Annotated in this window: 6 protein-coding genes and 1 riboswitch; of the genes, 2 read left to right on the top strand and 4 right to left on the bottom strand. The window is 49.2% G+C overall.

Translation table 11 applies throughout. The annotated features are described in order from the left end of the window. Positions 1-13: 13 nt before the first annotated feature. From MY523_RS15840 to MY523_RS15825, 4 genes are all read right to left on the bottom strand, one after another. Complete coding sequence (locus tag MY523_RS15840; protein WP_250655651.1) at positions 14-1,054, bottom strand: FecCD family ABC transporter permease; 1,041 nt, start codon at positions 1,052-1,054, stop codon at positions 14-16. Next, positions 1,051-2,025 carry an ABC transporter substrate-binding protein gene (locus tag MY523_RS15835; protein WP_250655650.1) on the bottom strand — a complete coding sequence of 325 codons (975 nt, stop codon included), beginning with the start codon at positions 2,023-2,025 and terminating at the stop codon, positions 1,051-1,053. Before MY523_RS15835 ends, MY523_RS15840 begins: the two co-directional genes overlap by 4 nt. A 13-nt stretch (positions 2,026-2,038) precedes the next feature. Beyond that, positions 2,039-3,973: a TonB-dependent receptor plug domain-containing protein gene (locus tag MY523_RS15830; RefSeq protein WP_250655649.1), complete on the bottom strand. Its 1,935-nt coding sequence runs from the start codon at positions 3,971-3,973 to the stop codon at positions 2,039-2,041. Between the two features lie 211 nt (positions 3,974-4,184). Further along, positions 4,185-4,364: riboswitch (cobalamin riboswitch) on the bottom strand. A gap of 134 nt (positions 4,365-4,498) precedes the next feature. Further along, positions 4,499-10,753: an EAL domain-containing protein gene (locus tag MY523_RS15825; RefSeq protein ID WP_250655648.1), complete on the bottom strand. Its 6,255-nt coding sequence runs from the start codon at positions 10,751-10,753 to the stop codon at positions 4,499-4,501. A 344-nt stretch (positions 10,754-11,097) separates the two neighbouring features. Here MY523_RS15825 and MY523_RS15820 point away from each other — a divergent pair, with 344 nt between their 5' ends. Both MY523_RS15820 and MY523_RS15815 read left to right on the top strand, forming a co-directional pair. Further along, positions 11,098-11,919 carry a hypothetical protein gene (locus MY523_RS15820; RefSeq protein WP_250655647.1) on the top strand — a complete coding sequence of 274 codons (822 nt, stop codon included), beginning with the start codon at positions 11,098-11,100 and terminating at the stop codon, positions 11,917-11,919. A gap of 61 nt (positions 11,920-11,980) precedes the next feature. Further along, positions 11,981-14,215, top strand: coding sequence for a patatin-like phospholipase family protein (locus MY523_RS15815; RefSeq protein WP_250655646.1), 2,235 nt, complete (start codon positions 11,981-11,983; stop codon positions 14,213-14,215). The last annotated feature ends 33 nt before the right edge of the window (positions 14,216-14,248 follow it).

The raw sequence follows: 14,248 nt of genomic DNA, 5'->3' as shown, positions 1-14,248 counted from the left end.
GTTAGCCTCCCTGTTATATTTGCATGGCCCAGCGTTTTTTTATCAAAATAAATAAGAAAAAAGGTGCACCTAAAGAGGCGGTTGCCACCCCAAGGGGGATGGCTTTTTCAGGGGCTGCTGTACGTAGTAATAGGTCGGCCCCAACCAGTGTAATCGCGCCTCCGATAGCGGAAGCGGGCAGTAGAAAACGATGATGGGGGCCAATTAACAGCCGTATAATATGAGGCACTACCAGCCCGATAAAGCCAATTGCGCCACAGACAGAAACGGTTGCGCCGACCATGAAGGCAGTGATCACGAGCAGCCACCTTCTGGTATTCGCAATATTGACGCCAATGGATACGGCATGAATCTCCCCTAACAAGAGTGCGTCCAGGTGCTTTGAGAACAGTAGCAGAGCAGCGGTGCCTAGCGTTGCAAACGGCAGCAGTAGTAATACATGATCCCAGGTGCGGCCGTCTAACCCACCCATTGTCCAGTAGATGATCATGCGCCCGACTTCCCAGTTGTTAAGAGATAATGCCAGAACCAGTGAAGATATGGCGGTATTCAAGGCACCTATGGCTACGCCTGAAAGCAGCAGCGTTCCGGTGGCTATATGACCCCGCTGGCTGGCAATTCGATAGACTATAAAGAGGGTTAGGGTGGCGCCGATAAACGCAAAGGCAGGCAGTGCCCATACAGAGACGGATGCAACCCCTAAATAAAGTGCTAGAACTGCACCGAGTGAGGCGCCAGACGAAACGCCCAGCACCGAGGGGGATGCCAGGGGATTGCGAAACATGCCTTGCATGACTGCGCCACTGATCGCGAGGCAAGCACCGGCAAGCGCCCCAACGATAATCCTGGGCATTCTTACGTCGATCAAGACGCTCTGCATCCATGGTCGTACACCTTCAACGGCGACAGGCCACCCCCATGCGTTTGACAATATGCCTGGCACCTTACTGAAGGGAATATCAACCGAGCCCTGAAAAAATGCAATGACTGCAAGCCCTGCGAGCATGAATAACATTAAGATCAGAATATTTAACGGTTTTGCCAAAAGTGTCATTCAAATACCTCCGGGTGCAGAAGCCTGGCGACTGGCGCTATTCCGTGCCAACTATATTGAGAGACTGAAAGCACCCATGCGCCTTTTAGATCGTAGACACGGTTATTGAGTATCGCTGGGGTGTTTTGCCAGGCAGGCTGCATTGCAAGAAACTCAGATGGGGTGGGGGTGCTGTCGGGTGCCCAGCCGTTCATGAGAATAACGTCTGGCTCAAGGCCGATTGCCATCTCTTCACTAATCTTCTGGGTGCCTTTGATATGGGTTTCATTGATGACATTGTAACCGCCTGCTATTTCAATGATTTCATCAATAGTGGTTCCGGCCCCGGCGGTATAACCATTCATGCTGTAATAGAGTACTCTGGGCCTGCTCTTTCCGCTAACTCGCTGTTTTATTGATTGAATGTTCTGCTGTAGCGCGTTAAACATGGCCTCTGCTTGTGGTTCGTTGCCAACAACACTGGCGACGAGTCGAATATTTGCTTCGATATCGCTGAAAGAGCGGTAGTGACTCAGGCGCACAACAGGGACTTTTGAGCCGAGTAATAGCCGTACCGTTTCGGCACGGGTATAGGCCGCGACAAAAACCAAATCAGGCTCTAGTGACAGGATCTCTTCTACCTCTCCCGTAATCCGCTTAACATGGGCAGGATAGTGGTTGGGTATGTTTGACATGATGGGGTCATCAGCGAGATGCGTAACGCCTGACACTCGGTCACTGTCGACTAGTGCAGACAGTATTTCATCGGTTCCCAGCGTCACAGACACGATGCGTTGCGGTGGCCTGAGCAGAGGGTATTCTTCTCCTATGGGGTCGACCAGCATCTTGGGGAAGTGGGCTCCCTTGACGGATGTTGGTCGTAGAGCGTTGTCGTTTAAAAGCGCAATGTTGATATCCAGCCTTATCAGCAATATACCGCAAAGCAGCAGTGCGAAGACGATAAGTATGTGCTGGCTGGATATCTTAAACATTAGCTCATGACCTCTACAGGCTGCCTGTAATGGTGATACCCACCATGCCGTTGATGCCTTTAGTCCCGTAGGTCAAGACCTCTTCATACTCCTCATTGAGAAGGTTATCGACACGGCCAAAGAGCTCGATGTGTTTATTCAGCTGATGAGTGAGTGCGACGTTGACTAATGTGTAGTCCGACAGTGTAACGGTTGATGTATTCCAGTTGGCATCATATTCAATATCATCTTGTTTGCCATTGTATTGAACCCCCGTGGTTAAACGGGTTTGATCATTGGAGAACAGATAGCTGCCATTGATGCTGGCAACATGCTCGGGCCGCCGTACCAGTTCGTTGCCGTTTCCGTCGTTGCTGTCTGTGTATGTATAGCTGCTGTTAAGCCGGGTGTTATCGCTGGGGCGCAAGACCAGGCTTAATTCAACCCCCTTAATTTTAGCGTCTGAGGGCATATTGACCGATGTTTGCCCCGAGCCAGTGATTAAATTGGTTACATCGGTATGGAAGTAGGTTAAATCGACATAGCCGTCTAACGCGTTAAAGTGATACTCGGTTCCAACGTCCCATGTTGAATTTTCCTCTGGTCGAAGGTCTGCATTGCCGGTGTAGTCAGGGGTGCTGCCGAATAACTCGAACAGCGTCGGGTTTTTAATGCCTTTACCCTTGCTGGTGTGTAGCCGCACACTGTCTGTCACCCAGCCTGCGAATGTTAGCCGGTAGGTGTTGGCATTCTGGAACAGACTGTTGATATCTCGCCTGCCTGCGACCGTGGCATAATAGCGATCATCAATGTTGGCGCCATATTCAACAACATAACCTGACACGTCCATGTCACGATCTATTGTTGAGAACCCTTTGTTGTAAAATTCCTCTTCTTCATGCTCGGCGGCAAACGTAAAGCGGTGCTCCAGGTCATCGCTGTTTGTCAGGCTGCTATAGAGAAACAGGTCGGTCTGATATTCATATTTTTGCTTGTAGCCCTGGCTGTTGTAGCTCTCTGTACCGGCGGTGAAGAAGGTGTTGTCAGTATCGTTTGCCGAAAAGCTCAGCCGGTGATGCCACTGCTCATCCAGAAGGTCGAGTTTGGCTGAGACCTTGCCAGAGGTTTGCTCCGTTTCGGTATTATCGTCACTATCAACTGCGCCGACTCCGCCTAAAAATGAATCGGTGTCTACGTCACTCTTTACGTGGCGCACCACAAGATCCATAGACAGGTTGTCGAGCAAATCGATGCCGCTTTTTAAGTTGATTGTTGCATTTTTATAGCCATCTTTTTCGCGGTTGCCTCGCTCTTCACTGGCAGCAGAAATGCCATTAGTGTTTAACAGCGTGCCGCTTAATGCGTAGTGATAGTCGTCTGTGCCTGCATTAATAGCAAGGGTTTCCTGATGGGTGTCGTAGCTGCCTCCCTCAACAGTAATTTTACCGTTCAATGACCCCTTTCCGCGTTTAGTTACGATATTAATGACGCCACCCATTGCATCGCTACCCCACAGCGCACTTTGAGCGCCACGGAGTACTTCTATGCGTTCAACCTCCAGGTTCATCAGGTGGGCAAAGTTAAACTCTGAACCACTGGCGACATCATTTACTTCAATGCCATCAATCAGCACCAATGTCTGATTGGCTTCGGCTCCACGAATCCGCACTTGAGTCGGTGCGCCTGCTCCGCCGGTTCGACTCACCGCCACGCCGGGCACATCTCTAAGGACATCAGACACAACCTGAACCTGATTTTGTTCAAGGTAGTCTGAGTCTAAAACCGTGATGGCGCTGCCTGAGGACTCGCGAGCCATTTCAATACGGGAGGCGCTAATAACTACCTCTGTTGCTTCATTGGCTGCCATTGGTGCCTCTGCATGAGCCGTTGAGGATAGTAATAGTAATAGTAATAGCGATGTAGCCGCTGCGGCCAGTACAGGGGTTTTGGAAAAGTTTTGATAAAGCAATTTAAGCTCCTTAAAGTACTGAAATCTTGGAGCTGGAAGCGCAACGCGGCCATCCGTGCAGGCAGCAAACAACGGTTCGCTGAGTGTTCGGATAACTGAGTGGCAGAAACAGATAAAAGGAAGCCCCTCTTACGGATTCGTTTCCAGCAACAATAATCTATGTTATTGCCACCGTTACGGAATCCGCCCAAACAAGCTCCCCGCTTGATGGTAGGTGACGACTTAAACGGCAGGTCTCCTGGCTCACAGGTCAAGGTATTCGGCCCACCTTCCCGGTTTCCCAGTGGTATAAGAGCCGACACTCTCTGCTAACAGTTGCGGGGGCAGCCACGGTTTCTCACCGTGTTCCCTTTCAATCTCAATTAAGAGAACCGTCTTCGGCGCGAATTTTAAACGGAAGATGACGTTGTATGCAATTATTCTTATGAAAAACACGCAGCCCAGAGCAGAGGCAAAATCGATGCACTGGTTTGGAGTATGAGGTGCTACGAGATGGTACGGCGGAGCTGTGAGATGTCATCAGGCTTAAATCACGACAGTCTCGTTATTAGCCGTAATATCTGTATTACTGATCCAGCGTTCGACATCCGGTAGTGCGATGGGGCGACTGAAATAGAAGCCTTGAATAATATCGCAGCCCATCTTTTGCAGCAGTTTCAGCTGTGTTGCTGACTCTACGCCCTCTGCAACCACGGTCATGCCCAAGGTATGCCCTAGCTGAATGATGGCAAGTGCGATGGCGGCATCATCTTCATCGGTTTCGAGGTCTTTGATAAATGATCGGTCTATCTTGATTTTATGCACTGGAAAGCGCTTGAGATAACTTAGTGAGGAGTAACCGGTGCCAAAGTCGTCGATCGACAGCTTGACCCCTAACTGGTTCAGTTGATTCATTGTCTGCACCGCTGACTCCAGGTTTTGCATGACCAGGCTCTCAGTAATCTCCAGCTCCAGCCTTTCAGGTGGAAATTGGGTTTCCTGTAGCACTTTCTGCACACAAGCGGTTAGGTCTGACTGATGAAATTGAGCGGCGGATACATTGACGGCCAACGTAATCGGCTGATCATCATGGGCCCAGTCTAACGCGTTCAGGCAGGCATTTTTTAGCGCCCACTCACCAATAAGCGGCATCAGTCCATTTTGCTCGGCAATGGGTAGAAATTCGTGAGGTGGCATGAGTGCGCCTTCATGATCCCAGCGAATAAGTGCCTCTAAGCCTGACACCTTGAGAGATTTGGCATTAATCTGTGGCTGAAATACAAGGTGAAATTTATCGTTTGCCAGCGCAATACGAATCTCATTTGAGATCTCTTTCTGCCGGCGGAGTGTAAGGTTCATGTCCTGCTGGAAAAAGTGAAACTGATTACCCTTGTTGTTCTTGGCGCTATACATGGCCATATCTGCAAAACGTACCAGCTCTTCGGTGTCCTGGCTGTCTTCCGGGTAGAGCGTAATCCCAATACTGGCAGAAGTATATATTTCGTTTTCCTCAAAGCTAAAGGGCTGAGACAGCGAGTCGAGCACTCGCTGTGCCGCGACCACGATGTTGTCTGCACTGCCTACATCTTCCAGAATAATTGCAAACTCGTCACCCCCGAGTCGGGCCACGGTGTCGCTGTCTTTAATATGTGCTTGCAAGCGCCGGGCAACCCCTTTGATCAGCTCATCACCAATGGCATGTCCGAGGGTGTCATTGACCTCTTTAAAACTATCGAGATCCAGCAGTAATAACGCGCCCTGTGTGCCATGTCGCTCACACTGGGCCAGGGATTGGTGCAACCGGTCCTGGAATAACATTCGGTTGGGTAAATGGCTTAGGGCGTCATGGCTGGCCATATGCTCAATCTGGTGCTCGTACTCTCTCCTTGAGGTGATATCCACCAGTGTACTTTGTATGGCTGAGTTGTTATCCCATTGGATAACGCGGCTCATGTTGTCCAGAATAAGCTTGCAACCGTCACGGGTTTCGATCTCGATGTCAGAGTGCTCTGGTGGTTTGTCTCCAGCGGCGATAATGGCATCAAGACGTTTAAGCTGGTCATTGGCACTTTTGGGCACCAGACTTAGCAGCGAGTTCATCGACATTAACTCGTCCACTTGGTAGCCCGTCATCTCGGCAAAAGCCTGATTGATAAACAGCGGCTTAAAGTCGCGGTGAATCACTATGCCTTGAATAGACCCTTCAATCAGGTCTCTAAAACGTTGCTCACTGGTGCGTAACTCTTCATAGAGGCGGGAGCTTCTGAGTGCGGTAATAACCTGCGAACCGAGCATTTCCACCAGCCCCATACGCTCTTCCGTGAAGGCATGTGCCATTTGGTTGTTTTCAAAATAGACCAGCCCCACTTGCGTTCCGGCATCAGAAAGTGGCACGGCCATGGCTGACTGAACCTTGGTATTACGAAGGTATTCGATGGGGAAAAAGCGTTGCTCGGCCCTGACATCAGCGACCAGTTGCGGGCTTCGGATGCGCTTAACATAGTTGATCAGTGACTTTGAAAACGAAAAGTCATGACATCGATTAATCGGTTGTTGCAAGCATTTTTTGTTGCCCTGCTCTGGGTAGACGGCACTGACAACCAGGCTGTCATCTTCCTGAAGCAGTAGCATTGCTTTACTGGCACCGGCATTCTCAGCCATGATCTTAATCAGCTCATGGGCCAGGTTTTCGGACTGTATATTCTCCATAATGGCCTGGCTGGCTTTGAGCGCTGAGAGCCAGTCCAGCCGTTGATCAAGGTTGGTGCAGGTTACACTGTCGTTTATTTCACTGTTTTGTGTGCTGTGTTTATCTGCAATATCATGGCTGCTGAATGATGGGTAAGCCGGGTTTTCCAGTAACTCTTTGTACTCTTCTTCAAGGCGTTGGGTTTTGGCTCGGTTGCCCCAGTGAAAATAAAGGTAGTGGGCACGTTTAATATAAATAGCGGCAATTTGCGAGCGATTCTGCGACATCCAAAAATGAGCATAACGCTCATTCGCCAACGCTTCGATGTGAATAACGTGGCTTTCTCCTGCGGTCTCGATGGCGGCTTCATATAAATCCATCGCGTCGAGAGGCTGGTTGTCAATTACTGCCAGTTCAGCGTTAATCAGCAGGTATTTATGCAGATAATTACTGGTACAGTTATCGGTGTAGAGTTTTAGTTGCTGCTGGTTGCTGTGAATCAGTGCTTGCAGCTCGGGCCAGTTATCCAGCGCCTTATTTGCGTGGCTCAGTAAAAAGCTCATAGAACTTAAAAAGAGCGTTTCGGGCACTTTCAGTGAACCATGCAGATTAGCGGTGACACTAATCAGCGTATTCCGGGCGGTGCTGGTCAGGCCGGTGTGTTGGCCACTCCAGAACTGGCTGCAAAGAGAGCCGAAATCATACCCCGCCATAAATACCGGAATATGGTGATGATCCTTTAGAAACCGGGCCTGGTCAAAGGCATAGCCCACATCTTCATCACAAGTACTTTCTATGGTGCGACAGAATGCCAGCGCAATATTGAATAGTGGCTGACTCTCTTTCTCTAAAAATGCCAGATACTTTCGGCTATCTGCTGCTACTTCCGTCAGTGCCCGTCCTTGAATAAATCCATCGGTAATCAGATAGTAAGCGGCATAACAGGCGTACACCTGATCACCGGCCTCATTGGCGCAATCAAATGCTTTCTCGAGCCACTTACGGCTTTTGCTGACCGGGTTCTGCCAGTTATTGATAGAGATAGAGAAGAGGAAGTAACTGCGGTTACGAACCACTAGGTTATCGCACTCTTTAGCCAGCTCCGCGCCGGCCAAACCAAACTGGTATGCCAGGCAATGGTCATTCTTTAGAAAACTGTATACCAGTGCGAAGGAGCAGTAGGCAAAAGGGGTTATTTCGTTTCGGCCGTGCTTGAGGCTGTAGTTAACCAAGTAAATAGAAACCAGTGCCAGTAGGCTCTTCTGCCCGGTGATATAGCAGGGCGTCCAGAGGCGCATCAGCAACCTCATCACCAGCAGGTGGTGAGGATTTTGTGTCTCACTGGTTTCAATCAGGCTTTGGGCATTAATATCTTCAAAGCGAGAGGGGAGCACCTGCAACAGTTGGCTGAGTTCCTGCTGCTGTTGCTGCTCACTGTTGGGAATATTAACATCAAGCAGCGCTAACCCGATTAACAGCACATCAATCGACTCTGCGTATTGTCCTCTCAGCTCTACCAAATTCATCTGAGTCAACAGCAACTGTATTTTTTCTTCTACACTGTTGGCGTGTTGTTGCAACTCGTTGATGCGCTGTTCTGACTGAGAGAAACGCCGACAAAGCCCTTCACACTCAGCGAGAACAAGGCCTTGCTCAAATCGCAGAGCATGGTGCTCAGACCAGGCATCGTGCTTATTTCGTGTGCCGTTATTACCCTTAGTGTCACTGTTTGAGGCATGGCCGTTAATATGGGGAGAGCTGCTTTCCAGTAACCGAATACTGAGTTCAGCATAAAACACGGCCGACTCGAATGCGGTTGCTGTGCGGGCTTTTTGAGCGGCACGTAAACAGAGTTTGGCAATGGGTAAGCGCTCATCATCAGGTAGTTGGTCAACACCTGAATTAAACTGATTGGCTATTTCAAAAAGCTGTTCCTGCTGCTGCTCTTCGGTCAGCCCTGCCAACAGGCAATAGCCGATATGCAGATGGTTTTGTTGCTGGGTACTGGCTGGTACCAGATCATATGCGGCTTGCTGCACCCGATCATGGAGAAATTCGTAGCTGGAAATAGGGCAGATGTTTCGTTGGTCATAGTCAGACCACTGGCTTTTGGATATCACCAGACCTGACTCGATTGCAGGTGCCAAGCGCTGCTTGATGTCGGTTTCGCTAACCCCTTGCTCTGATGAGGCGATGATATGGGTCAGACTCTGGGTATCAAAGCGGCTGCCGATGCAGGCGGCAAACTGTAATAATTTCTTGGTGTCGGCTGGTAACCGGTTAATCCGGCTGACGACCATATCGACCAGTTGATGGTCTGTGACTTTCTTTAAACTGTCCGTCAGCTCATAACACCACTCTCGCTGCTCGGCATCAAAGTAGAGCTGGCCATCCTGATTGAGTGTTTTTAACAGCTGGGTGACATAAAACGGGTTGCCTTGTGTTCGGCTAAATACGTAGCGGGACAATTGGGCCGCTTGTTGGCTGGAGTATTGCAAGGTATCACAAATCAGCCGAGTCACTTCGCTGCTTTTAAGCGGTTCCAGGTGTATTTGCTGAACATGAGGGGTGTTTTGACGAATATGTTTCAGCGTATCGATTAGCGGATGCCCGCCGTATATCTCGCTATCTCTGTATGAGCCAATCAGTAGTAAATGACAGTCGTGTAAGTCAACGAGAAGGGACTTCACAAAGTCTAAACTAATGGGGTCTGCCCACTGCAAATCATCGATAAACATCACCAAGGGGTGAGCTTTTACTGCAATGACTTTGATAAACCGCTGTAACAGCCTAAGGAATACCAGTTTCCTTTCGTTACTGCCCATCTCTGGTGAGGGGGGTTGAGGGCCGAGAATGGTTTCAAGTTCTGGAATCAGCTCTATCAGCATGCTGGCTTTATCACCCAGAGCGGTGATGATCTGCTGTCGATACTCAGCGATACGGGACTCAGGTTCAGTCAGCAATTGCTGTATTAAATCCTGTAAGCTTTGCGTAATGGCACTTAAGGGGACATTGCGCTTTAGCGGCTCAAACTTGCCTGAGATAAAGTATCCTCGGCGGTTAATCAGCGGCTTTCGGGTCTCGTTGACCAGTGCTGTTTTGCCCATCCCTGAGAAACCACTCACCAGAACCAGTTCGGTCAGCCCGGTGTTAGCCGTTTCAAACGCACTGGTTAGCCGTGCAACTTCCTTGCTGCGACCATAGAGGTTTTGCGGTATTGATAACTGTTCATTGCGGTCATATGAACCAATTTCGAACCGTTCAAATTGTTGTGTTTTTTGCCACTGCTGAAGGCACTTTTCCAGATCGTGCTTTATGCCTTTGGCTGACTGGTAGCGGTCTTCAGACTGTTTGGCCAGCAGCTTGGCCAGAATGTCATCAAATAACGGCGGGATATCTTTGCGCCATTCTGACAGCCGTGGTGCAGGCTGGGTCAGATGAGCGTGAACCAACTCTAGTGGGTCGGGTGAGTTAAAGGGGCGTTGACCACAGAGCATTTCGTAAAGTGTAATGCCGAGCCCATAAAAGTCTGTTCGATGATCAATAACACGGTTTAGCCGACCGGTTTGCTCAGGGGCAACATAGGGTAGATTCCCGCCAAGCAAGGTTGTTTTCATATAGGCGGGTGACTCTTGGGACAGTTTTGAGGCCATGCCAAAGTCAATAATCTTGGCTAAACGCTTCTGAGGATTGTAAACAATGTTGTATGGGTTGAGGTCTTTGTGGATGACCTGCTGAGCATGAATCTCGATGAGGGCTTTGACAATTTGCAGCGCAATATCCAGAAACGTGCCGATTGGAAAGCCTTGCTCTGGAATACACTCTGCCAGCGGTTTGCCATTAAAGTCCTCGGTTACAATAGCCAGTCGGTGATGGTGTTGTAATAACCCCCGATAGGCAATAATGTGTGGGTGTTTAAAGTGTCGGCCAATCTCATATTCATGGCGAAGCCGCTCCATTAAAAATAGTGGAGGCGTTTCGCTCTGCGCCGACTTGATAATGATCGGCTGATCATGATTGAGGTCATAAGCCCTCCAGGCACAGGTCTCCCCGTGACGTGATAGCAGCTCAGAAATCTCAACACCTTTAAAGGTAAACTGTGAAGAACTCATGGCTTTTCTTTTATTATTGTGACTGCCTTTAACGGCAATATTATCGGGTGAGTGCACTCGCTTTTATACACAACTAATGAATTATAGGCGCTGATTTAGCGTTTCATCTGTAAGACAAATGTAATGTTTTGAAAATGGCCTGTGAGTAAAAATGCGGGCAGTGCCGCCATATAGAGGATAATCTTCACTGGCCGAGCGAAAATCTCGCCAAATTGGCTATAGTAAGAGAATAGAACGTAGCTATATTTATTACATGTTTATAGACATGCTTATAGATACGTCTGTAGACATCTTTGTAGATATGTTCGTTGAACCAAGATTAAACAACAGGATGATTGGGTGTAATGAGTGAACCTCTTTTTGAGTTAGCATTTTATGGTCGGCTGGTCGATGGTGTCAGCCTTGATACCGCTAAAAGTAACGTAATTCGTTTGTTCAAAGCGTCCGCCGCGCAGGTTGATAAGATGTTTGCAGGAGGTCGTGTTGTTATCCGTAACAAGCTTGATAAAGCCACGGCTGATAAATACGTTGCGGTGATGCGTAAAAATGGTCTGATTTGTGAAGTTGACCCAATGGGCCAGGCGGGGCAGGCAGGACAGGCAAGGTCGAAAGCGCCTTCTCCGTCAGCGGCTGCTGCGAAACCATCTGCCCCGGAACCATCTGCCCCGAAACCATCTAGCACTCCCGCGCCTGCACAGGCCGTTTCAGGTGAGGCGAGTAAGGCAGGCGACAGGGATGACAACAGCGATAGCGGTGATAGTGGTGGTAGCGGTGATAGCGGGCTTAAAGTTCTGCCGTTAGCATCAACTTTTTCAGCTCCCGAAAGTGGCGCTGGATCTCGTCCGAGCGGCTTTAATTTGGCGGGTGAGGATGTTGATGGTATCTTGCAACAAAGCCACTTAGACCTTGACCCTGAAGGGGTTAGGTTGTCTGAGCACCATGAGGTTGAAGCCCCGGTTTTTTCTGATATCGATAATATCTCTATTGCCCCCGCGGGAAGCGACCTGGCTGATAAAAAAGAGGAGTTACCTCCTATTGTTCCTGATGTTAGTAGCATCTCTATCGCGCCTGTTGGGAGTGATATGGGGCAGCTAAAAAAAGATGAGCATATTGAGGTTCCCGACCTTTCCCACCTTAAACTGGACGATTTGCCGGATAATCAATAAGATAGCCTATTCGTTCGGCCCCAAGCGTAGAGCGGGGGCCAGGTAGGTTCCGGAGACATCCATGGCAGGTTTATTTTTTAAAGTTGTGATGATTATCATGGCTTTTATCTCTATTGATTCGCGTGCTGAATCTTCCCCTGACCCCCTTCCTTTTGAGAATAACACTGAAGAAAAGCGCCCGGTCGTCGGGCTGGTTCTTAGTGGCGGTGGGGCTAAAGGGATAGCCCATGTGGGCGTCTTGAAAGTACTCGAAGAGATGCAAATACCCGTTGATATTATTGTCGGTACCAGTGCTGGTGCATCGGTGGGTGGTGTATACGCAATGGGAATGCCGCTGGTTGAAATTGAAGACCGCTTTCACCGTATGGACTGGAACAGGGGGCTGATAGACGAGCCTCCACGAGAAGACAAAGCGTTCAGGCGGAAAGGGGATGATTATGACTTTGCAACCGACCTCACTTTAGGCATTGGTGCTGACGGCGTAAAGTTTCGCAAGGGGTTGATTCAGGGGCAGCAGTTAATGATGATTCTGAATGACTTAACCAGTCAGGCAGATCATGCAGAAAACTTTGATGAGTTTCCCATTCGCTACCGTGCGGTTGCATCCGATATTGAGACCGGTGAAACGGTCGCAATAAGTAAAGGCAATCTTGCGTTAGCGATGCGCGCGAGTATGTCTATTCCTGGCGCGTTCCCCCCGGTTGAGTATGAGGGCCATCTACTGGTAGATGGCGGCATTTCAAACAACCTGCCGATTGATGTGGCGCGCGAACTGGGGGCCGAGCTTATTATCGCGGTTGATATCAGCTCTCACCTATTAGATAGCGATGAAATTAACAGTTTGTTAGGGGTTATCGAGCAGCTGACAAACATATTGACCCGCAGGAGCATGAAGGAGCAGATTGCTTCGCTTACGGAAGCGGATATCCTGTTAACACCAAACCTGGAAGATGCTGGTTCCGGCGATTTCGAGCGCAGTGATGAACTGGTCGAGATGGGGGCCACATCCGCAAGGAATAATGCTCTGGCGCTTAACAAATTGTCGGTGGATGACGAAACATGGGCAGCGTATTTAAAAAAACGAAACCATCAGCGTGAAACGGGAAGGGTTATTGATCGAGTCGTGATTAATAACCAGTCAAAAGTAGCGGACAAATTTATTTCCTCCCGTATTCAACAGTCAGAAGGCGAATTATTTGATATTGCCGAACTGGAAAAGGATCTTGATCGCATCTATGGCTTAGGCTATTTCGAACTTGTGACGTACGATGTTACCAGCAACGATGGCGAAAATGTCCTGAATATTAATGCCAAAGAAAAGTCCTGGGGGCCAGACTATCTTCGTTTTGGCCTGCAGTTTGAGGATAACTTTCAGGATGATACCCAGTTCAGTATGACCTTTCACTATGACCAGACGGCCATCAACGACCTTGGAGCCGAGTGGCAGAGCTCAGCCCGAATTGGCAGTGAACCATTTGTGCGCACCGAGTTCTTTCAACCACTGACCTACGAGTCGACCTATTTCCTGTCTTTGAAAGCGGCTTTTGAAGAGCGTAACCTCAACATTTACGAGAACGGCAGAAAAACATCCGAATGGCAAGTGTCGAGTGCCAACGCTGATTTGGGTGTGGGCAGAGGGTTCGGTAATACCGCTGAATTACGGTTCTTTTATGAATTAGGCAAGGTCGATGCAGAGCTCGAAATAGGCAAAGAGCTCGATGAGAACATGGATGATAACATCGGCAGCATAGTGACTCAGTATACCTACGACTCGTTAGACAACCTGTTTTTGCCGCACAGCGGTGTTATCGCTCGTCTTGAATGGAAAGTATCGAGAGATGATTTTGGGGCCACGCGAGACTATGACCGTGTATCTGCTTTGCTAGGCTCAGCGTACTCTTTCGAGCGGTATACGGTGGCAGGCAGAGCAAAGGCCTCTTCTGTGACCAGAAATAGCGCGGGTATCAGTGATTTTATGACCTTGGGGGGGCTGTTCAATCTGTCGGGTTATGGCCGTAATGAGTTCTCAGGGCCTGATGCAAGTTTAATCAGTGCGATGGTTTACCGCGAATTTGGCGGCCCTTTTATTCCTTACATGGTCGGGGTGTCGTATGAGGCAGGAAACGTATGGGAGAATTTGCATGACGCCCCATTTAACCAGCTACTGGATTCGTTTACCTTGTTCGCAGGCAGTGATACGCCGTTGGGGCCTGTTACACTGGCTGTTAGCTATGCCGACAAAGATAATCAGGCGATATATATCACCATAGGGCATGATATGTTTACCATGTTTTAAGCTTGGCCGTCGGTGTGTGGGTTATCCCCCCTG

Source organism: Alkalimarinus coralli (assembly GCF_023650515.1).
Taxonomy (GTDB): Bacteria; Pseudomonadota; Gammaproteobacteria; order Pseudomonadales; family Oleiphilaceae; genus Alkalimarinus; species Alkalimarinus coralli.
Note: the sequence above shows the minus strand (reverse complement) of the source record. Positions and strands in the feature narration are given on the sequence as shown.